The sequence below is a fragment of the Arthrobacter sp. 05T45 genome (genome assembly GCF_056395875.1).
The window spans coordinates 1-22,442 of the sequence record NZ_JBFTKI010000016.1 but is presented as its reverse complement, the minus strand read 5'-3'; the positions used below and the strand labels follow the sequence as shown (position 1 = coordinate 22,442).

Annotated in this window: 17 protein-coding genes; 11 read left to right on the top strand and 6 right to left on the bottom strand. The window is 68.0% G+C overall.

The genetic code is table 11. The features are described 5' to 3' along the window. Positions 1 to 79: 79 nt before the first annotated feature. From AC1DGD_RS14805 to galK, 7 genes are all read left to right on the top strand, one after another. A complete protein-coding gene (locus AC1DGD_RS14805) occupies positions 80 to 1,030 on the top strand; it encodes a carbohydrate ABC transporter permease (RefSeq protein WP_028278192.1) in 951 nt (316 codons plus the stop codon). After that, positions 1,027 to 1,995 (top strand): carbohydrate ABC transporter permease, encoded by a 969-nt coding sequence (locus AC1DGD_RS14800; RefSeq protein WP_476850786.1) that lies wholly within the window; start codon positions 1,027 to 1,029, stop codon positions 1,993 to 1,995. Before AC1DGD_RS14805 ends, AC1DGD_RS14800 begins: the two co-directional genes overlap by 4 nt. Before the next feature lie 2 nt (positions 1,996 to 1,997). Then, positions 1,998 to 4,118, top strand: coding sequence for a beta-galactosidase (locus AC1DGD_RS14795; RefSeq protein WP_476857293.1), 2,121 nt, complete (start codon positions 1,998 to 2,000; stop codon positions 4,116 to 4,118). A 9-nt stretch (positions 4,119 to 4,127) separates the two neighbouring features. After that, on the top strand, positions 4,128 to 4,946 hold the full coding sequence (locus AC1DGD_RS14790; RefSeq protein ID WP_079550600.1) for a DeoR/GlpR family DNA-binding transcription regulator: 819 nt from the start codon (positions 4,128 to 4,130) through the stop codon (positions 4,944 to 4,946). Between the two features lie 104 nt (positions 4,947 to 5,050). Beyond that, positions 5,051 to 7,288 (top strand): alpha-galactosidase, encoded by a 2,238-nt coding sequence (locus AC1DGD_RS14785; RefSeq protein WP_476857341.1) that lies wholly within the window; start codon positions 5,051 to 5,053, stop codon positions 7,286 to 7,288. 1 nt (position 7,289) lies between these two features. Next, positions 7,290 to 8,471, top strand: a complete 1,182-nt coding sequence (gene galT, locus AC1DGD_RS14780) for a galactose-1-phosphate uridylyltransferase (RefSeq protein WP_476850788.1) — start codon at positions 7,290 to 7,292, stop codon at positions 8,469 to 8,471. Beyond that, a complete protein-coding gene (gene galK / locus AC1DGD_RS14775; protein WP_476857292.1) occupies positions 8,468 to 9,706 on the top strand; it encodes a galactokinase in 1,239 nt (412 codons plus the stop codon). Before galT ends, galK begins: the two co-directional genes overlap by 4 nt. Before the next feature lie 19 nt (positions 9,707 to 9,725). Here the strand turns inward: galK and AC1DGD_RS14770 are convergent, their stop codons facing one another. Together AC1DGD_RS14770 and AC1DGD_RS14765 are read right to left on the bottom strand one after the other, a co-directional pair. Further along, positions 9,726 to 10,715 (bottom strand): LLM class flavin-dependent oxidoreductase, encoded by a 990-nt coding sequence (locus tag AC1DGD_RS14770; protein ID WP_028278201.1) that lies wholly within the window; start codon positions 10,713 to 10,715, stop codon positions 9,726 to 9,728. 133 nt (positions 10,716 to 10,848) lie between these two features. Then, entirely contained in the window at positions 10,849 to 11,649 is an 801-nt protein-coding gene (locus tag AC1DGD_RS14765) for a glycoside hydrolase family 25 domain-containing protein (protein ID WP_476857291.1), read from the bottom strand. A gap of 178 nt (positions 11,650 to 11,827) precedes the next feature. Here AC1DGD_RS14765 and AC1DGD_RS14760 point away from each other — a divergent pair, with 178 nt between their 5' ends. The 4 genes from AC1DGD_RS14760 (at position 11,828) to AC1DGD_RS14745 (ending at position 16,397) form a co-directional block, all read left to right on the top strand. After that, positions 11,828 to 12,697, top strand: a complete 870-nt coding sequence (locus tag AC1DGD_RS14760; protein WP_476857290.1) for an aldo/keto reductase — start codon at positions 11,828 to 11,830, stop codon at positions 12,695 to 12,697. Positions 12,698 to 12,767: 70 nt separating this feature from the next. Continuing rightward, positions 12,768 to 13,472, top strand: coding sequence for a type 1 glutamine amidotransferase domain-containing protein (locus AC1DGD_RS14755; protein WP_476857289.1), 705 nt, complete (start codon positions 12,768 to 12,770; stop codon positions 13,470 to 13,472). A gap of 49 nt (positions 13,473 to 13,521) precedes the next feature. Next, a complete protein-coding gene (locus AC1DGD_RS14750; protein ID WP_476857288.1) occupies positions 13,522 to 15,270 on the top strand; it encodes a helicase HerA-like domain-containing protein in 1,749 nt (582 codons plus the stop codon). 134 nt (positions 15,271 to 15,404) lie between these two features. Further along, complete coding sequence (locus AC1DGD_RS14745; protein ID WP_476857287.1) at positions 15,405 to 16,397, top strand: hypothetical protein; 993 nt, start codon at positions 15,405 to 15,407, stop codon at positions 16,395 to 16,397. 106 nt (positions 16,398 to 16,503) lie between these two features. On the opposite strand, the gene AC1DGD_RS14740 is transcribed toward AC1DGD_RS14745, so the two are convergent. From AC1DGD_RS14740 to AC1DGD_RS14725, 4 genes are all read right to left on the bottom strand, one after another. Continuing rightward, positions 16,504 to 18,462, bottom strand: a complete 1,959-nt coding sequence (locus AC1DGD_RS14740) for an NHL domain-containing thioredoxin family protein (RefSeq protein WP_476857286.1) — start codon at positions 18,460 to 18,462, stop codon at positions 16,504 to 16,506. Continuing rightward, positions 18,459 to 20,633, bottom strand: coding sequence for a bifunctional copper resistance protein CopD/cytochrome c oxidase assembly protein (locus AC1DGD_RS14735; RefSeq protein WP_476857285.1), 2,175 nt, complete (start codon positions 20,631 to 20,633; stop codon positions 18,459 to 18,461). The genes AC1DGD_RS14740 and AC1DGD_RS14735 overlap by 4 nt, the downstream gene beginning before the upstream one ends. 221 nt (positions 20,634 to 20,854) lie before the next feature. Continuing rightward, positions 20,855 to 21,142, bottom strand: a complete 288-nt coding sequence (locus tag AC1DGD_RS14730; protein WP_011776355.1) for an HU family DNA-binding protein — start codon at positions 21,140 to 21,142, stop codon at positions 20,855 to 20,857. 425 nt (positions 21,143 to 21,567) lie between these two features. Next, complete coding sequence (locus tag AC1DGD_RS14725; protein ID WP_476857284.1) at positions 21,568 to 22,050, bottom strand: hypothetical protein; 483 nt, start codon at positions 22,048 to 22,050, stop codon at positions 21,568 to 21,570. Positions 22,051 to 22,442: the final 392 nt, after the last annotated feature.

Sequence of the window (22,442 nt, the reverse complement as noted above, 5' to 3'; positions counted from 1 at the left end):
GACCGCGCGGGTGACCGCGCGGTCAGCACGGCTCTTTCCTCTGCATTTCGCTCTGAATTTCACAAGGCAAGGAATCTCCATGAGTGTCTCTACCAACCCGTCGGCGCGGGGGCGCAAAGCAGCCGCAGCCCCCGCGCGGCGGGTTCGGCGGCTGTCCGGCCGCGACAAAGTGGTGCTCGGCTTGATGGTGGGCATCCCCACGCTGATCCAGCTCGTACTGGTCTGGATCCCCACCCTCATGTCGGTCGGACTGTCCTTCACCCGCTGGAACGGGCTGGAGCTGACCGACATCAAGCCCGCCGGCGTCGAGAACTACCAGTTCATCGCCCAGGATTACCCGCCGTTTTGGCCGGCCATGCAGCACAACGTGCTGTGGCTGGCGTTCCTGGCACTCGTCGCCACCCCGCTGGGGCTGCTCCTGGCCGTGCTCCTGGACCAGAACATCCGCGGCACGCGGATCTACCAGAGCATCTTCTTCGCCCCGGTGATGCTCTCCCTGGCCCTGATCGGGATCATCTGGCAGCTGTTCTACAACCGGGACAGCGGCCTCCTGAACTTCCTGCTTGGCACCGCCGGCACGCCCCAGGCCGTCGACTGGTTCGGGGATTCCAGCGTCAACATCTGGGCAGCCCTCTTCGCCGCCACCTGGCGGCACGCCGGCTACGTCATGATCCTGTACCTGGCCGGGCTCAAGGGCGTGGATCCGACCCTGCGCGAGGCGGCCCAGATCGACGGCGCCAACGCGGTCCAGACCTTCTTCCAGGTGGTCTTTCCGGCCATGCGCCCGGTGAACGTCATCATCATCGTCATCACCGTCATCGAATCCCTCCGGGCGTTCGACATCGTCTACGTGATCAACCGCGGCACCAACGGGCTGGAACTGATCAGCGCCCTGGTCATCCAGAACCTGGTGGGCGAAGGGCAGGTGATCGGCATCGGCTCGGCACTGGCCGTCATCCTGCTCGTCATCTCGCTGATCCCCATCACGTTTTACCTCTCCCGCGCATTCGGAAAGGACAAAGAGGCATGAGCATCGCCCATCCAACCGATGCCGCCGCGGCCGGCAGCCCGGCAGACGCCCGGCAGCGCAGCTCCGGCCCAGGCAGGACTGGCCCCCGCCCCGGCCGCCCGGCCAACAACAAGCAGGGCAAGAAGCACTACGGCACCCACGTCTTCCTCATCGTCATGGCGGCGATCTGGCTCGTACCCCTGGCCTGGGCCATTTTCACTGCCCTGCGGCCCAAAGCTGACACCGACAAATACGGCTACTTCAGCACCGGCGGCGCCTTCAACTTCGACAACTTCGCCCAGGCCTGGACACAGGGCGGCTTTTCCCAGCTGTTCTGGAACTCCGTGCTCATCACGGTCCCCTCGGTGTTCCTGATCCTCTTCTTCGCCTCCATGATGGCGTTCGCCGTGAGCCGGGTGAGCTGGAAGTTCAACATCACCCTGCTGATCATGTTCACCGCCGGAAACCTGCTGCCGCCGCAGGTGCTCGCGGCGCCGCTCTTTGAAATGTTCAAGCACTTCGAGCTTCCCTACGCCATCAGCGATTCCGGGAACCTGCTCAACACCTACATCAGCGTGATCGCCGTGGACACCGCCTTCCAGATCGGCTTCGTGACGTTCGTCCTCTCGAACTACATGAAGGCCCTGTCCCCCGAGCTGACCGAGGCGGCCCTGGTTGACGGTGCCGGCGTCTGGCGCCAGTACTGGGACATCATCCTGCCCCTGTGCCGCCCGGCCCTGGCCGCCATGGGCACGCTCGAGGTGATCTTCATTTACAACGACTTCTTCTGGCCCCTGCTCTTCATCCAAAGCGGAGACCGGCTCCCGGTCACCACCGCGATCAACAACCTCCAGGGCCAGTTCCTCTCCAACTACAACCTGATCGCCGCCGGCGCCATGATCACGGCCGTTCCGGCCCTGATCATCTACCTGCTCCTGCAGCGCCACTTCGTGGCGGGCCTGACCCTCGGCTCCAGCAAAGGATAAACGTGGACAACAGCTCCAACCACAACAACGCCATGGACTACATCACCGCCCGCCTCGGCTCCGAAGGCTCCCCGATGCTGGCATTCGGCGGAGACTACAACCCGGAACAGTGGCCCGAGGAGACCTGGGACGAGGACGTCCGGCTGATGCGCGAGGCCGGCGTCAACCTGGTCAGCGTGGGCATCTTCAGCTGGTCCCTGCTTGAGCCGTCCGAGGGCGTCTACGAGTTCGGCTGGCTGGACCGGGTCCTGGACCTGCTGCACGCCAACGGCATCCGGGTGGACCTGGCGAACGCCACGGCGTCGCCGCCGCCCTGGTTCAGCCACAAGTACCCCGAGTCCCTGCCCGTGACAGCCGACGGCGTGCGGCACAGCTACGGTTCCCGGCAGGCCTTCGCGGCGTCGAGTGCCGAATACCGCCGGGCCGCCGCGGCCCTGACCGAGCAGATCGCCACCCGGTACAAGGATCACCCCGCCATCGTGATGTGGCATGTCCACAACGAGTACGGCTGCCACAACCAGCCTGATTTCTCGGACGGTGCCGCCGCGGGTTTCCGGCGCTGGCTCGAACGCCGGTACGGCAGCCTGGAGGCCCTCAATGCCGCGTGGGGCACCGCCTTCTGGTCCCAGCGCTACTCGGCCTGGGAGCAGATCCTGCCGCCGCGCACCTCCGGTACATGGGTGAACCCGACCCAGCAACTGGACTTCGCCCGCTACTCCTCCGATGAGCTGCTCGAATGCTACAAGGCCGAGGCCGCGATCATCCGCACGCACTCGGGACATCCCGTGACCACCAACTTCATGGGGTTCAACATGGGCCTGCACCAGCCCGTGGACTACTGGCGCTGGTCCGAGGAGATGGATGTGGTCTCCAACGACCACTACCTGATTGCCGAGGATCCGCGGAACTTCCAGGAACTGGCGGCAACCGCAGACCTCACCCGCGGCTGGGCCAAGGGCAAGCCGTGGCTGCTCATGGAGCATTCGACCTCTGCCGTGAACTGGCAGCCGCGCAACATCGCCAAAGCGCCGGGCGAGATGCTGCGCAACTCCCTGCAGCATGTTGCCCGCGGCGCCGACGGTGCGCTCTTCTTCCAGTGGCGGGCCTCGCGGGCCGGCGCCGAAAAGTTCCATTCCGGGCTGCTGCCGCACGCCGGCACGGACACGAAGGTTTGGCGCGAAGTGGTCCAGCTGGGCCAGGCGCTGCGCAGCCTGGCCGAAGTCAGCGGCTCGGTGGTTACGGGCGCGTCCGGCCGGGTGGACGTCGCGATCCTCCACGACACTGACGCCCGCTGGGCCTCGGAACTGGACTCGCACCCGAGCGTGGACGCCTCCAACATCGCCGAAACCCGGCGCTGGCACGATGCCTTCTACCGCGCCGGCATCCCCACCGACTTCCGCCAGGGCACCGATGACCTATCCGGCTACCGGCTCGTCGTCGCGCCGATGCAGTACCTCGTGAGCGATGCCGGGGCCGCGAATCTGGACGCGTACGTGCGCTCCGGCGGCCACCTCGTGGTGACCTATTTCTCCGGTATCGTGGACGAAAATGACCACATCAGGCTTGGCAGCTACCCCGGCGCGTTCAGCGGACTGCTGGGCGTGAAGATGGAAGAGTTTTTCCCGCTGCGCGGCGGCGAAAGCATCCGGCTCAGCAGCTTCGGGGCGGGTAGCTGCTGGAACGAATTGGGGCATGCCACCACCGCCGAAGTCCTCGCGGCCGTGGAAGAGGGACCGGCCGCCGGTTCTCCCGCCGTGACCCGTAACCGTGCCGGAAGCGGCCGCTCCTACTATGTCGCCACGTCACTCGCGCCGGAGGGCCTGGGCGAACTGCTCGCCGTCGTCTGCGCTGATGCCAGGGTGCAGCCGCTCGTCCCGGACCTGCCGGCCGACGTCGAAGTGGTCCGGCGCAGCAAGGACGGGACGGATTGGACGTTCTGCATCAACCACGGCGCCCACGACGTCCGGCTGCCGCTGGAAGGCGTGGATCTGCTCACCGGCGCCGAACTCGACGGCGGGCTCGGCCTCGCGGCCGGCGGTGCCGCCGTCGTCCGTTCGGCTGCCGCCCGATTGGTCGGCACCTCCGCCAGCCACTCAAACCAGTCAAGCCACTCAAACCTGTAAGGACTCCACATGCTAGCCGCAGCCCGCCATTCCGCCATCCTCGCGGAGGTCCAGCGTGAGCGGATCGTCCGTGTCGCGGACCTCGCCAAGATGCTCGGCGTCTCGCTGATGACCGTGCGGCGGGACATCGAGGCCCTGGACGCGGCGGGCGCCGTGGAGAAGATCCACGGCGGGGCCAAGTTGCCCGGCGGCGCCGGCACCCACGAGCCAGGCTTCGAGCTGAAGGTGACCCAGCTCAAGGACGAGAAGATGGCGATTGCGCAGGAGGCGGCCGCGCAGGTGCGCGAGGGCATGGCGGTGGGGCTCAGCGCCGGCACCACCACGTGGGCGCTGGCCCAGCTGCTGTCCGCCGGCCCGCGCATCACGGTGGTCACCAACTCGGTGCGGATCGCGGACGTCTTCCACCAGAGCGCCTCTCCGTCCACCGTGATCCTGACCGGCGGCGAGCGCACACCCTCGGACGCCCTCGTCGGCCCGCTGGCCACTTCCTCGCTCAAACAGCTGCACCTGGACGTCTTGTTCCTCGGCGTCCACGGTGTCGACGCCGACGCAGGGTTCACCACCCCCAACGTGCTCGAGGCCGAAACCGACCGGGCCTTCGTCACCGCGGCCCGGCGGGTGGTGGTGCTGGCGGACCACACCAAGTGGGGCACCCTCGGCATCAGCACGATCGCCGGCCTGGAGGACGCTGACGAACTCATCAGCGATGACCTTCTGGGCAGCGAGGCCCGGCGCATCCTCGGCGAGCGCGTCGGCCGGCTCCGCCTGGCCCATACCGGCGACGCCCGGAGCATCAGCGCAGCCAGCCCCGCAGCAGCCACAGGCTGACCGCTCGGCCCCCGCCCACCCAAACCACTACGCCTGGAGCTGCCGTGAACAACCCGGACCTCACCCTTGCCGCCGAGACCCGCTCCCCCGTGGGCGTCCCGCCGGTGGAGCCGTTGTACCTGCGCCGCTCCGGAACGTCCCTGCTGATCGACTTCAGCACGGGCGAGGCCGCCATGTTGCACTTCGGCGCCGACCTCGGCCCGGCCCTGCCGGATCTTTCGCTGTTGGGCCAGGCCGTGCCGCACTCGGCCCTCGACGTCCCGGTGACGCTGGGACTGATCCCGCAGGCGTCCTCCGGCTGGCGCGGGCGCCCCGGCCTCCGCGGCCACCGGAACGGCCAGGCGTTCTCGGCCCGTCTGCGTGTTGTCAGTGTTGAACGTTCCAGTGCTGAGCTGTCCAGCGGCGAGCGGTCCCGCGGGGCGGACTGCTCGGCTGTCATCACCCAGGCCGACCCCGAGGCCGGTGTCAGCGTCCGCACGGAGATCAGGATCAACGACGGCGGCCTGCTCCAGCTCCGGCACCGGCTCGACAACGACGGCGCCGGCCCGTACAGCCTCGACGAACTCGCCGCCGTGCTGCCCGTGGGCCGCGCCGCCTCAGAAATCCTGGACCTGACCGGCCGCTGGTGCCGGGAGTCCCACCCCCAGCGCCTGCCGCTGCGCCAAGGCACATGGGTCCGCTCGGGCCGGCACGGCCGGACCGGCCACGACGCCTCGGTCCTGCTCGCGGCCGGCACCCCCGGATTCGGGAACCGCCACGGGCAGGTCTGGGCCGTGCATCTGGGCTGGAGCGGCAACCACGAGAGCTTCGTTGACGCCGCCGCGGACGGCCGGACCGTCCTGGGCGCCTCGGAACTGCTCGGCGCCGGCGAGATCAGCGTGGAAGCGAACGCCAGCTACGAGACCCCGTGGCTGTACGCTGCCTACTCCGCCGCGGGCCTGGACGGCATCAGCGATGCCTTCTACAGCTGGTTCCGCGGGCGCCCGCACCACCCCGGCGTGCGGTCCGGCAAAGCCCGTCCCGTGGTGCTCAACGTCTGGGAAGCGGTCTACTTCGACCACCGCCTCGAGCCGCTGCTCGAACTCGCCGAAGCGGCCGCCGGGCTCGGCGTGGAACGCTTCGTCCTCGACGACGGCTGGTTCCGCGGCCGCCGCGACGATCACGCCGGCCTCGGCGACTGGTACGTCGACGAGGGCCTGTGGCCCGCGGGCCTGACGCCGCTGATCGACGCCGTTACCGGCCACGGCATGGAATTCGGGCTCTGGGTCGAACCCGAAATGGTCAACGAAGACTCGGACCTGGCCCGCGCCCACCCGGACTGGATCGCCGGCCCGGCCGGCCGGCTGACTGGCCGGCTGCCCATGCAATGGCGGCACCAGCAGGTCCTTGACCTGGTCAATCCGGCGGCCTGGCAATACATCTTCGACAGGCTCGATGCCCTGTTGAGCGAATACCGGATCAGTTACCTCAAATGGGACCAGAACCGGGACCTGGCCGAGATGGGCCACGCCGGCCGGCCGTCCGTGCACGCCCAGACTCAGGCCGTCTACCGGCTCCTGGACGAGCTCCGCAAGGCCCACCCCGGCGTCGAGATTGAAAGTTGCTCCTCCGGCGGGGCCCGCGTGGATCTCGGCATCCTGGAGCGCACCGACCGGATCTGGGCCTCGGACTGCAACGATGCCCTGGAACGGCAGACCATCCAGCGCTGGACCGGCGTGGTGGTGCCGCCGGAGCTCGTAGGATCGCACATTGGCCCCACCACGAGCCACACCACGGCGCGAACGCACGATCTCTCGTTCCGGGCGATCACCGCGATGTTCGGCCACTTCGGCCTCGAATGGGATGTCCGGCGCCTCGACGATGCCGAACGGACCGAGCTTGCCCGAGCCATCGCACTGTTCAAGCAGTACCGGCCGCTCCTGCACAGCGGGCGCATGGTGCGGGCCGACGAGCCCGATCCCGCCCTCCGGCTGCACGGGGTCGTGTCCCACGACGGCGGCGAGGCCCTCTACGCCCTGGTCTCGGTGGCGACGTCGTTCGCCGAAGTCCCGGGGAAGGTCTGCCTGCCCGGGCTGCTCCCGGACACCGCGTACCGGGTGGAAGCGGTCTACCCGGCGGCCGGGGACCGGCGGGCGTTCCTGCAGGCGGCGCCACCGGCGTGGCTTGCGGGCGGCGTCGAGGCCTCGGGACGCTTCCTGGCCGAATCCGGGCTCCCAATGCCGGTCCTGAACCCGGAACACGGGCTGCTCCTGGCAGTCCGCCGCGCCACCGCCGCCGCTCCGGCCGCCTATCCAGCCGCCTATCCAGCCGCAAACAGCGCACACCCCGTGAGGAACCCCTAGCATGGGCCAGATTACGAAACGCTCCCACAAGCTCTCCGACGGCCGGGACATCATCTACTTCGATGATGCCGATACCGCCCTGCCCCCGCACCGGGGCGAGGATCTCCGCGCGCCGGCGGTCCGGCCGCCCACGGCCACCATGCGCCAGGACGCCCTGACCGGGGAGTGGATCTCGATCGCGGCAGCCCGGCAGAACCGGGTGGTCCTGCCGCCCTCGCACCTGGACCCGCTGGCCCCGGCGTCGCCGGAGAATCCCTCGGAGATTCCGAGCCTCTACGACGTCGCCGTCTTCGAAAACAAGTCCCCCTCCTTCGGGCCGGACCTGGCGGGGGCCGCCGCGCCGGAAGGCCTGGATGACCTCGCCCGGGTGGGGCTGGGGCGCAGCCGGCAGTCCGTGGGCCGGTGCGAAGTGGTGTGCTTCTCCCCGGAACACACCGGCTCCCTGGCGGGCCTGCCCCTGTCCCGGATGCGCACGGTCGTGGAAGCCTGGGCGGACCGGACGGCCGCGCTGTCCGCGCTGCCCGGCGTCGAACAGGTCTTTCCGTTCGAGAACCGCGGCGAAGCGATCGGCGTGACGCTGCACCACCCGCACGGACAGATCTACGCCTACCCGTACATCACGCCGCGCACGGCCCAGCTGGTCCGCACGATCGAAAGTTACGGCGGCGCGCTGTTCGAGGACATCCTCAGCTTCGAGCAGAAATCCGAGCGGGTGCTGCTCCAGGGCGAGCACTGGACGGCGTTTGTCCCGTTTGCCGCGCGCTGGCCGCTGGAAGTGCATATCCTCCCGCACCGGCACGTCCCGGACCTCGCCGCCACGACCGACGAGGAACGCGATGAGTTCTCCCTGCTGTACCGCCAGCTCCTGCGTGGCGTCGATGCCCTCTATGACAGCCCCACGCCGTACATTTCGGCGTGGCACCAGGCTCCCGTCCACGCCCACCGGGACGACATCCGGCTCATGCTGCAGCTGACCTCGCCCCGCCGGGAGGAGGACAAGCTCAAGTACCTGGCAGGGTCGGAAGCCGCGATGGGGGCATTCATCGCGGACATCCCGCCGGAAACGGCCGCCGCCCGGCTCCGGGACGCCATGGAGGCAGCATCGCCGCCACCGCGTACACCAGGGCTCGAGCCATTCCGCACAGAACTCCCAGCAACAGAACAGGAAGCAGCCCAGCCATGAACGAGGTCCTTGAACGGGAAAGTGGGTACTTTTCCAGCGAGTTTGGGGGCGCGCCGGACGGCTTGTGGTCGGCGCCCGGGCGGGTCAACCTGATCGGTGAGCACACGGACTACAACGAGGGCTTCGCGTTTCCGATCGCGATCGACAAGCGCACCACGGTGGCGGCCCGCGTCCGCGCAGACCGTCTGCTCCGGGTCACCAGCAGCTCTTTCCCCGGCGTCATAGAGGTAAGCCTCGACCGCCTGGACCCGGATAGCCTCACCGGCTGGGCCGCGTACCCCCTCGGCGTGGCCTGGGCGATGTCCCGGGCGGCAGCAGCCGGCGCCGGTTCCGACGTCGCGTCCGGTTCAGCAGCCGGTTCCGGCGTCGCGTCCGGTTCAGCAGCCGGTTCCGGCGTCCCGTCCCGGATGTCCGGCCTGGACCTGGCGCTGACCTCGGATGTCCCGGCCGGCGCCGGGTTGTCCTCCTCCGCCGCAATCGAATGCGCGGTGGCCCTGGCCCTGAACGATCTCTGGGACTTGGGGCTGGGCAGGCCTGAACTGGCACGGATCGGCCAGCTGGCCGAGAATCGGGTGGTCGGCGCGCCCACCGGCATCATGGACCAGTCGGCCTCGCTCCTTGGCGAGCCCGATCATGGCATCCTGCTCGATTGCCAGAACCTGTCGACCGAGCCGGTTGCCCTCGGCTTCGCCGGTGCCGGGGTGGGGCTGCTCGTGATCGACACCCGCACCAGCCATTCCCATGCCGACGGCGGCTACGCCAGCCGCCGCCGTTCCTGCGAGGACGGCGCCCGCCGCCTGGGCGTCGGCAGCCTGCGGGCGCTGGGCCCGGACGATCTTCCCCGCGCCGCGGCACAGCTCGACGGACAGACCTACCGCCGGGTCCGGCACATCATCACGGAAAACCAGCGGGTGCTCGACACCGTGACGGCACTGCGGACCTCCGGCCCCGCCGCGATCGGGCCGTTCCTCAACGAATCGCACGAGTCCATGCGCGACGACTTCGAGATCTCCACCCCTGAGCTCGACCTCGCCGTGGCCAGCGCGCAGGGATTGGGCGCCATCGGCGCGCGCATGACCGGCGGCGGTTTCGGTGGCGCAGCCATTGCTCTGGTCCGCAACGACGGCGCCGCAACGGTGGCCGCGGGCGTTGCCCGCGACTTCGCCCGGGCCGGATACGCGGCCCCGCACATCTTCCCCGTCACCGCGTCCGAGGGCGCCCGCCGGGAACTGTAGCCCGGAAGGCCCCAGGTCGTTATGCCCGCACGAGGCGGGCGGCGTCGGCCAGAAGTTCCACAGAACGGAGCCGGGGTTCGGTCCCGGTGCTCTGGTGCGCCACGATCAGTTCGTCGGCGTCGGCGTGCGCCGTGAACTCCTCGAGGTACGCCAGGACGGCCTCGGGGGTGCCCACCGCGGAGTACTTCATCATCTGCGCCATCTGCTGGCCCTGGGGCGAGTCCAGGATCATATCCGCCTCGTCGTCGCTGAACACACGGCCATTGCCGAAGAACAAGGAAACCCTGGCCCGCTTGGTGGCCTGGAACATCGCCTGCGCCTCAGCGGCGGAATCGGCGGCAATGACATTGACTCCGGCGATCACGTGCGGGGCCTCGAGCTGCGCGGAGGGCCGGAATTCGCGGCGGTAGACCGCCACCGCATCCTGCAGCGCGTTGGGCGCGAAGTGCGAGGCGAACGCATAGGGCAGGCCCAGCTGGGCGGCCAGCCTGGCGCCGAACAGGGAGGACCCCAGGATGTACAGCGGCACGTTGGTGCCCTTGCCCGGGGTGGCCTCCACGCCCTGGATGCGGGTGGGGCCGCTCAGGTAGCCCTGCAGCTCCAGGACGTCCTGCGGGAAGCTGTCTGCCGACATCGGATCGCGGCGCAGGGCGCGCATGGTGTTCTGGTCGCTGCCCGGCGCCCGGCCCAGGCCGAGGTCGATCCTGCCCGGGTGCAGGGTCTCAAGCGTGCCGAACTGTTCGGCGATGGTCAGCGGCGAGTGGTTGGGCAGCATCACGCCGCCGGCGCCGAGCCGGATGCTGGAGGTGTGGGCCGCGACGTGGGCGATCAGCACACTCGTGGCGGACGAGGCGATCGCGGACATGTTGTGGTGCTCGGCGTACCAAATCCGCCGGTAACCCCGGTCCTCGGCGAGCTGCGCCATGGCCACGCTGCCGGCGAAGCTTTCCGCCGCCGTCTGGCCCGGGCCGATGGTAGCGAGATCAAGAATGGAAAGCGGAACAGTCACGGAAAAGCCGGCCTTTCGTAGCGGAGCAGTGTGCGGGCCGGAGTTTGGACTGCGGTCCTGGGTGGCACCGGGTTTCCGGCGCGGGCACACTGGGGTCAACGACGGGGGCCCCCGGGATATTTCTGCAGGCGGCTCAGGGGCACGAGTAGTTGTAGTCAAGGCCTCCGGAGATGTACTGCGTCATCGAGACACGGCTGTTCGGGGTGAGTCCGGGGCGGGCGCAGTTCGCCTTGGCCCCGGCCGCCGATCCCGCTCCAGCGAGCCAGCTCGGCAGACCTGCCAGCGGGCTGGCGAACTTCACGGTTCCGGCGATCTCCCCCCACTGGTAGGCGGTGGAGTAGAGGCCCACGCGGGCGCCGATCTTCTTGAAGTAGGCGGCCATGCCTTCCAGGACGGCGACGTTGGCGGCTTTGTCTGTCTGCCAGGTGTTTTCCGTTTCCACATCCAGCCACCAGAGGTAGGACTGCGGGTTGCTGACCCCGCGGCGCTTGGCGTCGTCGGACGCCTTGGCCCACCCATACATATAGGAGCAGGCTTTGAGCGACCCCAAGGCGCAGTTGCCGTAGGGGTTTGTGACCTTCACCCCGTTGTAGGTGTTCAACGTGGGCCACCAGGACCCCTGCCGGGCGGGGTTGGCCGTGTTGACGTACAGCGCCACCCTCGGCTGCGCCGTCGTTGCCGGGGACTTTGCGGTCTTGGCCCAGGCCAGCTGGCTTGCCAGGCACGGGTTCGTGTTGTTGGCCAGGCCATGGTTGACGCCGACGATCGCGAAGGTCGGCTGCTTTGGGAGGGTCTTCCCGCATTGCGGCCAAGACACATCGATTCCGGGTCCCGAGGTACTGGTCGTAGCGGCCGAAGCGGGGCTTCCGCCCAGCATTACAAGGCCGAGGGTCACGGCAAAGGCCAGCACGATGCGCGGGAACGAGTTGGGCATGCCACAGTCTAAGGCAAAATCGCAGAAACGCTAATCGGTGGCGTAATTCCGCCACGGCGCAGGTTTTGCCGCCGGAATGCCCGGAACGCACGCCTGCAGGCGCCCCCGCATCGACGGGCGGGGACGCCCCGTTAGGGAGCCTTGGAATAGTCAGCAGACTGACGATGTTCACTCTCCTATGAGCCACGACAATTCACAGCATCCGGAAAAATCCGCCACGATCGCCCTCAAGGATCTGGGAACCGTCCACCGGCTGGGCTTTGGCGCCATGCGGATCGTCGGCGACGGCGTCTGGGGCGAGCCGGCAGACCGCGCCGCCGCGGTCGCCGTCGTGCGCCGCGCCGTGGAGCTCGGCGTCGACTTCATTGACACCGCAGACTCTTACGGCCCCAACATCAGCGAGGAAATCCTCGCCGAGGCGCTGCATCCCTACCGGGACGGCCTCAAGGTCGCCACCAAGGTGGGGTTCACCCGCACCGGCCCCAACGTCTGGGTTCCGGTCGGCCGGCCCGAATACCTGCGCCAGCAGACGGAACTGAGCCTGCGCAAACTCAAGGTCGACTCCCTCGACCTCCTGCAGCTGCACCGGGTCGACCCCAAGGTGGACCGCGACGAGCAGTTCACCGTGCTTCGCGATCTGCAAAAGGAAGGCAAGGTCAAGGCACTCGGCCTCTCCCAGGTCAGCGTCGAGGACCTGGAGGAAGCCGGGAAGTACTTCACCGTCTCCACGGTGCAGAACCGCTACAACCTCACCGACCGCAGCTCCGAGGACGTCCTCGAGTACGCCGAGGAGAACGGCATCGGCTTCATTCCGTGGGCGCCGATCTCCGCTGGCGAGCTGGCCCGGCCGGGCGGACCGCTCGACGAGGCGGCGAAGCGGCTGGGCGCCACGACTTCCCAGGTGGCGCTGGCCTGGCTTCTGCGCCGGTCCCCCGTCATGATGCCGATCCCCGGCACCGGCTCCGTCAAGCATCTTGAAGAGAACCTGGCCGCCGCCGGCGTCGTCCTCGACGACGCCACGTATGCGGAACTCGAAGCGACCCGCTGAACCGCGCCGCTTCCCATATTTCACCTTATCCACCGTCCGCCGGCCCTGCCGGCAGAACAGGAGCAGCACCATGGCTAAAAATATTCTGATGGTTGTCTCGGCAGCAGATTCCCTGACGATGCGCGACGGCAGCGAACACCCCACCGGGTACTGGGCCGAGGAGCTCGTCGTCTCCCACCGGACCCTTCTCGACGCGGGCCACACCGTGCACATCGCCACCCCGGGCGGCAAGAAGCCGACGGTGGATGAGGTGAGCCTCGCGGCCGGGTCCGCCGGTGGGCAGGACCGTGCGGATAGCTTCCGCCGCTACATCGATTCCCTCGACGCCGAACTGTCCAACCCGCTGGTGCTGGCCGACGTCGACGCCTCCGCCTACGACGCCGTCGTGATGCCGGGCGGCCACGGGCCCATGGCCGACCTGTACCAGGATGCCGACCTTGGCCGCCTGCTGACGGCCGTCAACACGGCCGGCAAGATCATTGCCCCCTTCTGCCACGGCCCGGCCGGGCTGTTGAGCGCCACGGACGACGACGGCGCGTTCACCTTCGCCGGACGCCGCCTCACCGTCTTCACCAATGAGGAGGAGCTGGGTGGCGGCACGGGACCCAATACACCGTGGTTCGTGGAGGACGTCCTGAAGGAGAAGGGCGCGGTAGTGGAGAACGGCGCGGCCTGGACGTCTCATGTTGTGCGGGACGGAAACCTCATCACCGGGCAGAACCCGCAGTCCAGCGAGGACGTGGCCAAGGAGGTCCTCAAGGCCCTCGCCGAATAAGCCACTCCTAGCCGGGTCCGGGAACCCCGGACCCGGCTAAGCTAACCGCATGGCCATCAAATCCACTGCAGACAAAGTCGCCACGATCGTCCAGGGCTACACTTTGGACGGCCCGACGATCGAACTCGGCGCGGCGATCGTCGACGGCGAACTCCACAAGGAAGCCTCCGTCCGGCTGCCGCTCGCGATGATGAACAGGCACGGCCTCGTGGCCGGGGCGACAGGCACGGGCAAGACCGTCACACTGCACATGATGGCCGAACAGCTTTCCACCGCCGGTGTGCCCGTGTTCCTGGCCGACATCAAGGGCGACCTCTCGGGCCTGGCCACCGCCGCCACGGGCACCGAAAAACTCCTGGCCCGCACGGAGAGCATCAGCCAGGCCTGGTCCGGCAAGACTTTTCCGGTGGAGTTCCTGGCCCTCGGCGGCGACGGCAAGGGCATACCGGTCCGCGCCACCATCACCTCCTTCGGCCCCATCCTGCTCTCCCGCATCATGGACCTGAACGAGACCCAGGAATCCAGCCTGCAGCTCGTCTTCCATTTCGCGGACAAGAAAGACCTGGAGCTGATCGACCTCAAGGACCTGCGGGCCGTGATCCAATTCCTGACCTCGGCCGAGGGCAAGGACGAACTTGAGGAACTCGGCGGCCTCTCCAAGGCAACCGCCGGCGTGATCCTGCGCGAACTGATCACGCTCGAGGCGCAGGGTATGGAGAAGTTCTTCGGCGAACCCGAGTTCGACACCGCCGAACTGCTGCGTACCGCGCCGGACGGCCGCGGTGTGGTGAGCTGCCTGGAGCTTCCGACGCTGCAGACCAAGCCCATGCTCTTCTCAACGTTCCTCATGTGGCTGCTGGCCGACCTCTTCGAGGACCTGCCCGAGGCCGGGGACCTCGACAAGCCCAAGCTCGTCTTCTTCCTCGATGAGGCCCACTTGCTGTTCAACGGCGCCTCGAAAGCCTTCCTGGATGCGATCACCACCACCGTCCGGCTCATCAGGTCCAAAGGTGTCGGAATTTTCTTCGTGACGCAGACCCCCAAGGACGTCCCCGCCGACGTCCTCGGCCAGCTGGCAAACCGCGTGCAGCACGCCCTCCGCGCCTATACCCCGGAGGACGCCAAGGCCCTCAGGGCCACCGTCTCCACCTTCCCGACCAGCGACTACGACCTCGAGGAGACCCTCACTACCGCCGGCATCGGCGAGGCCGTCATCACAGTCCTGAATGAGAAGGGCGCGCCGACCCCGGTGGCGCTGACCCGGCTCCGCGCCCCGGAGTCCGTGATGGGTCCCAGCACCGACGAGCTGATCTCCAGCACCGTCGCCGCTTCCGCCCTGCTGCCCAAGTACGGCACGGCCGTCGACAACATCTCGGCGTACGAGAAGATCGCCGCCGAAGGCGGTGACCGCACAGGCGCTGCCCCCACCGGGCCGGCGGCCGGGACCGCACACCACGGCGGCGCCCGGGACGGCGGCAGCCAGGAATCCGCCCAGGGCGGCGGTTTGGACCCCCGCGCCATCGACGCCGAAGCCCGGCGGATCGAGGAGGAAATCCTTGGCCGCCCCAGCAGCCGCCCCGCGCCGGCGCCCAGGATGCCCGACGATGACAATGTGGCCGAGCGGCGTGCCCCCCGGCCGGCGCAGCCGCCGGCCGGCGGTGGCGGGGGCATTGGCGGCGAACTCGCAGGGGCCCTGGGCGGTGGCCTTCAGAGCATGGCCCGCTCGCTGGGGACCCAGCTTGGCAGGGAACTGCTCCGCGGCGTCTTCGGCACTTCCTCCAAACGCCGCCGCCGCTAGGGATCACCGCGGCGGCATCCAACCGAACGTTCCCTGCCCGTGGGCCGGGGGGCCTTCAGCCATGCTCCGCGTCACAGATGCGGACTGTGACACCGGGATTCCTGTGGGGTACAGGTAACGTAAGAATGGTGCAGATGAGTCAGGCGTTGGTCAAAATCGCAGCAGTGTGGCTGCTGGGACTGATGCTTGCCGTCGCCGGGGCCATCGTGTCGATCAACCTGGTGAACGACTCCATTGCCGGGCCCCAGCAGCCAGTCCGCGAATATTTGAGTGCCCTGCAAAAGGGCGATGGCGAAAAGGCGCTGGGCCTGTTGCGCGCCTCCGTGCCACAAAGCAACCCGGCGATGCTCGACGGCACGGCCCTACAAACCGCGGCGGCACGCGTCTCCGACGTCAAGCTTGGCGCCGCGGAAGAGCGCGGTGCCAATCAGGTCATGGTGCCCATGGAGTACACAGTCGACGGCAACAAGTTGCGGACCGAGTTCCTGTTGGAGCGCTCCGGCACCGAGTGGCTGTTCTTCCACAAATGGTCTTTCGTCCCCTCTGAGCTGCCCGTCCTGGACGTCACCGTGGTCAACTCCAGCGAGGCCACCCTCAACGGCGTGCCGGTGAACATGCCCAACGGCCGCAACTCCTTCGCAGTCTTCTACCCGGGCGAGTACGAGGCGACCCTGAACGGCCAGTATTTCTCCGCCCCGGCCACCCGCGCCACCGTGTCGGCCGCGGACGCGCCTCCGGCCCCGCTGAACCTGCTGACCGAGGCCACGGGCGCCCTGAAGGAGGCCGTGAGCGGCAAGGTCAAGGAGTTCCTGGACTCCTGCGCGGACGAGGCCGACAAGCAGCAGAAGCTGCAGCCCAACTGCCCGTTCTACCACGCCACCAACAACCGCGTGATGGACGGGACCATCGACTGGAGCATCACGGACTACCCGAGCGTCAGCATCGAGCCGTTCGGCGGCCGCTGGGTGGTGGCGCCCCTCGACGGCAAGGCCCGGATCAAGGCCCGCCAACAGGATCTGTTCTCGGGCGCCGTGTCCGACATCGACTCCGTCCACGATTTCAGCTTCACGACCCGTCTGGACATCGACGGCGACACCGTCAAGCTCACGCCGCAGCTGGACTACTAGTACCCGCCGGGGCTCCGCGGCCGGAGGCCCGAAGAAAGCCAAAAGGCTGCTGTCCGTGATTCAGGGTCACGGACAGCAGCCTTCGGCTCAGCCTTGGCGCAGCGGCTCAGTCCATTCCGCGCAGGTCCAGGACCAGCTCGGTGTCTCCGTCGGCCTGCAGGAGCACGGGGATTCCCCAGTCCTGCTGGTAGAGGTGGCAGGCCGCATGGTCCGGGATCTCGCCGTCGGCGTCTTCGGGCCCGTCACACGCGGCCGCGCGGGCGGTGATGTGCAGGACGCCCTCGGGGACGTCGGAGGAAAGCTCCAGGGTGCGCAGGAGCCCCACGGACGTCCCGCCGCCGGAGACCAGCAGTTCGGGGGGTGTGGACGAGATCTTCAACTGGGTGGGATCGCCCCAGCGGTCGTCCAGCTTCTGACCGGTGGGCGCCGTGAAGCGGACCGCCAGTTCGAGCGGCCCAGGCGCCACGGGGCTCTTGGGCCGGTGGGTCTGCGCCGCACCCTCGTCCACCTGCTGGGCTTCCTTCGGGATGGGCACGTACACGAGCTGGTGCTTGTTGGCCTCGACCACCACCAGCAACGGCTCGGATCCGGCGACCTGGGTGTGGTCCACAATCACGTCCGAGGGCTCGGACAGTCCGCGGGCCAGCGTGGAGACCGTGCCCGTTGCGGGGTCGTAGCGGCGGACTGCGCCGTTGTACGTGTCCGCGATGGCCACCGAACCGTCAGGGAGCACCGTGACGCCGAGCGGGTGCTGCAGCCGCGCCTCCGCGGCGGGGCCGTCGCGGAAGCCGAAGTCGAACAGGCCTTTGCCCACCGCCGATTCGACGGTGATGCTGCCCGCGTCGTCAATCACGAGTTTGCGCAGGGCGGAGGTCTCGGAGTCAGCCACCCAGATGTTGCCGTCCGCGTCTTCGGCGAGGCCGGAGGACTGGGCGAACCAGGCTTCAGCGGCCGGGCCGTCCAGGAGCCCTTCGAGGCCGTTGCCGGCGATGATCTTTACGGCGCCGGAGGTCGGGTCGAAGCTGAAGATCTGGTGCACTCCCGCCATCGCGACCACCACGGCGTTGAGCTTGGTGGACCAGACGACGTCCCACGGCGAGCTCAGGGACACCGCGAGCGGGTCCGCCTCGAGCCGGGTACCGTAGGCGGCGCCTTCCTCGTCCACGCGGGCCGGGCCGGTTTCCAGCAGCCGCTGTACGCCGTTGCCGGCCAGCGTCCGGACGGTGCCGTCCGTGAGGGACAGCCCGCGGAGCCGGTGATTCACGGAGTCGGCAATGACGACGTCGTAACCGGCGTCAGCGGCGACATCATCGGGCAGCAGCACCAGGCCCTGCGGTTCGTTGAACCGGGCGGTGGCGGCGTTGCCGTCGGCGTGGCCCTTTTCGCCGGAGCCGTACGTGGCCAGCACGGTCTGAAAGTCGGTAGAGAGTTCCACGAGCCGGTGGTGGCCGGTGTCGGTCACCAGCCACGAGCCGTCGCCGGCGCCTCCGACGCCGCGGCCGGCGGGCAGGAACAGGGCCTTGCCCGGGAAGCGCAGCGTGCCCGACGTCGGTTCCGGCGCCACATAGGGGCCGTCGCCCCGGTGCAGGGTGCCCCTGGCTTCGTGTTCGGCGATCAGCTCGGGGATCAGCACGGCGAGGCCGTCCGCGTGGCCCTCGCCGGAGAGGTGCGCCACGATGTAGCCCTCGGGATCGATGACCACCAGGGTCGGCCAGGCCCGGGCCGTATAGGCCTTCCAGGTGTCCAGCTCGGGGTCGTCGAGGACAGGGTGGCGGATCTCATAGCGTTCGACGGCGGCCGCCAGCGCCACGGGATCGGCCTCGTGCTCGAACTTGGGCGAATGCACGCCGACCGTCACGAGGACATCCGAGTACTGCTGCTCGAGCGGGCGGAGTTCGTCCAGGACGTGCAGGCAGTTGATGCAGCAGAACGTCCAGAAGTCCAGCAGCACGATCTTGCCGCGCAGGGATTCAAGGTCCAGGGACTTGCCACCGGTGTTAAGCCAGTTGCGGCCCACCAGTTCGGAGGCCCGGACCCGGAGGTGGGTGCGTACGGTTTCGGTCATGAGCGTCCTTCCAGCTTTGAATTGCGTTCGGCAAGCCTGGCGTCGCGCTCGGCCAGCTTGGCAAACATATCGTTGTAAGCGGTGAGATCGGCGTCGTTATTCCTGTCCGCCGCCCGGTCGGTGCGTTTGGACTCGCGCGCGTCGGAGCGGGACCACATCACGGCGACTCCGATCGCTACCAGCAGGGTTGGCACTTCGCCGATCCCCCACGCCACGGCACCGCCCATCTGCTGGTCCAGCAGGGCCGCGGGGCCCCAGGTCCGCCCCAGGTTGCCGAAGTAGTCGGCGGCCAGCAGTCCGGTGCCGCCCATGATGGCGACGCCGAAGAACGCGTGGAAGCCCATGGTGGCCAACAGGAGCAGCAGCCGCATGGGGTACGGTGCGCGGTGCGGCAAAGGATCGGTGCCGATCATGGTGAGCACGAAGATGTAGCCGGTGAGGGCGAAGTGCAGGTTCATGAGTTCGTGGCCCACGTGGTCCCGCATCGCGTAGCCGAACGCGTCCGAGTAGTAGAAAAGCACGATCGAGCCGGCGAAGTTGGCGGCCGCGAACAGCGGGTGGGTCACCAGTTGCGAGAACTTGGAGTGGATGAAGATCATGAGCCACTCGCGCGGGCCGCGGGAGCTGTCGCGCCGGGGGGTCAGCGCCCGCAGTGCCAGCGTCACGGGGGCGCCGAGGACCAGGAATATGGGGGCCACCATGGTCAGGGCCATGTGGTCCATCATGTGCGCCGAAAACAGCACCCTGCCATAGACCGACGGCGGCCCCGAGGTCACGTAGGTGAGGACCATGAGTCCGATCACCCAGTTGACCGTCCGGAACCAGGGCCACGAGTCGCCCCGCTTCAGCACCCTTCGTACGCCGAGGAGGTAGGACACCAGGCCAAATACGACGACGGCGATCCAGAGCCAGTCGAGCCGCCACTCAGTGAGCCATCGGTCCGGGGTCAGTTCCGGCGGCAGCTCGTAGCCCGAGAGGATGAAGGCCGGCGAAGCGTCGGGGGCGAAAGTGGTGGGCTGCGGCGGGGCGGAACGCCCCAGCGCGACGGCGATCCCGGACGTCGCTCCCATGATGATCAGCTCCACGATCACCAACTGCCACAGCACCCGGCGCGCGGACCTGCCCATGGCGCGGTTGCCCAGCTGCGGGATGACCCAGCGGCGGTGCATGAGCCCGATGCCGCCCAACACCAGGACCGCTGCCGTCTTGGCCAGGATCAGTTGCCCGTAGGCCGAGCCGAAGAGGTCTGCCCATGTGGTGAGGCGGATGCTGGCGTTGATCACGCCTGAGGCGAAGACCAGCGCGAAGGCAAAGCCGGCCAGGGATGAGAACCGGCGCAGGGTTGGCTCGGTAATGTCTGCAGTCCCCGAAGCTGCCCCCGAGGTGCGTCCGCCGGCGCCCGTGCCCTCCAGGACCCCGGAGAGGACCGCGAGCATGATGATGCCGCCCACCCAGGCCGATACGCCGACCAAGTGCAGGCCGAGCGAATTGATGGCGCCCTCGTGGTCGCTGGAGCTGGAGGAGTGTCCGATCAGGGCAGCGGGAACCAGACCGATCAGCGAGAGGACCAGTGTCAGTGCCAGGCCGCCGCGGGAGCGCACTCCGAACAGGGCGGTGGTAACGACGGCGGCGATGATTACGACAGCCAGCCACGCGCGTCCGGTTTCGATGTCCGTCATGAAGTACACGAGGGAGCGGGTGAATTCCGGATCCCCGGAGATGCCCTGCCCCGCAATGTCCGCGTAGCCCAGGACCAGCACGGTGATCGCGGACAGCGTCCACACGGCGCCGGCGGCCGCTGCCACGGCCAGCGCCCGGGTGAAGGCCGGATGTTCCGGGGCGTCCTGCTCCTTGGACCGGGAGCCGTTCCTGTTTCGCGGCAGGATGCCGACGGCGAAGATCAGGCCGCCGATCACGGTGGCGACAGCGACGTTGTGGATTGCTTTGCTCACCGGAAGCCCCCAGCGCACCAGGGCCCCGGGATCTGAGACCTCGCGGGCGGCTGCTGCGCCGGAGAAGATAAGTGCCGCTACCAGGCCAATAAACAACGCGCCAAGGCCTGCGATCAGCCAAGGCCGGGCAATCCCGGCGGGACCGGAGCCAGGGCCGCGTGCGTCCCCGGGGGGAACGGGCGCTGCGGTTGTGGGCGTGGGATTTACTGCGGAAGGCACACCTCCATTGTCCGCTACGCCGCCTAGCTCAGCGAATCGGCCCCGGCGGCTGGGCCTCTGGGGATCCGCCAGGCCGGCCCGGGCCCTCAAAGGACTGCGGATTGGTCGGGAAAGCCGCCCGGCCGGGCTAAGACCGATTAGGGACTGGCCGGGGACTGGCCGGGGACGCAAAAGGAGCGGCAACCCGAGGGTTGCCGCTCCTTTCAAGCCTGCGAAGAAGACTACTTCTTCTTGGCGACTGCAGCCTTCAGCTTGGAGCCGGCGGTCAGCTTGACGCTGTGGCCAGCGGCAATCTGGATGGTCTCGCCGGTCTGCGGGTTGCGGCCGGTGCGAGCTGCACGGTCGGTGCGCTCTACGGCGAGCCAGCCCGGGATGGTGATCTTCTCGCCCGCGGCGACGGAGGTCTCGAAGACCTCGAACAGTGCGTCGAGCACGGAGTTGACTGCTGCCTGGCTGGTGCCGGCCTTGCCTGCTACCTCTGCAACAAGTTCACTACGGTTCTTAGCCATTTATGTCCTCCTGGACGGTCACGATTTTTGGAGCCTGCACACGGCATGCGTACAAACCACTGTTCGAAAACTTACCAGCTTGGCGCCTCAGAGGTGGCAAATTCCGCGTGTTTTCGGCCTTTCTTGGGGAAAATCACTGGAATCGGGCGCCGATCGCCCTCAAATTGCGCCGAGAGCGGAAGCCCCCTCGTCGGCGCCGTTTCACCGAGTTCCGCCGCGGTCCCCGCCGCCGTACTTTGAGCCGCCAGGTAGCCACCCCGGGCGCTGCCCGCTGCTGACCCGTCCCACGGTCTGTAAGTCTTTACCCGGCTGCTCTGTGAGTGGCTGGCAGTCTGGTGCTGTGGCCTGGCTTGGGCGTGGCTCACCCATGGTATTGCCTCCGAGGGGAATCTCCCACGTACTGATGAGGCCTAACTCTTGGTGTTCTAAGACTGCTTGGCACCATTCAAGGATTTGAACTGGCCGCCGAGCTCTTGCGCCAGGCCCTTTAGGTCCTTACCGCTCGGAGACTCCTGAAGTGCCTCGGACATGTCCACGACCATCCAGTTTTTACCCTCCACGATGGCTAAAGGCTGGGTGCTGTCCGCATACAGCTGCTGCTCAGCATTTCGGGCCTCTTCGGTCTTGAACCACTCGACCTGGACACGTTTTGAACAGACGGCGTATTCGGCCGTGTAACCGGCCAGCTCCGGATTGATGATGGGGGCCGTTTTGGGCGCTTCCTCGCAGCCAATGACATCGGCAACGGCTCGGCGGGCTTCCTCGATAGAGCCGAATTCCGTATGCTGCGGGGACTGCGAAGACTGGGCATTCGAGGACTGCTGCGCCTCCATGCCACAGGCTGTTAGGACGCAGATCAGCCCCAGCATTGTGGTCGTAGCGGCGTACTTGAACTTGCCTGTGATCATCACCGGACACCCCCCAAGGTCAGTGGACTCATACTTGCACAACGCCAGGAACTTAAGGAGCTGGTTTGTCCTTTCGCTGCGCTGGCTGCGCTATCAGAACCCGGCTTGACGAATTTAGAAGCATCCTGGCGGGCAGTGAGGGGATGCCTTGGCGGGTCGACGCCGGCACCGGCCTTGGATGCCCTGCCGGCTGCCCGGGGATGTGGGGCGCTCGTAGCGGGCCCTGGGGCCGCTGTTATGGCAGGCCGTGTACCGGACCGGTTTGGGGGCAGCTGGCCGTGGGCCCGGGCTCCGGGGCCGGGGTCCCGGCCCTGCCGGAGAGGGGGGTTAAATGCGGGAGGACCCCCACCTTGTGGTGGGGGTCCTCGACCGTTAATGGTGTTCCGGCGGTG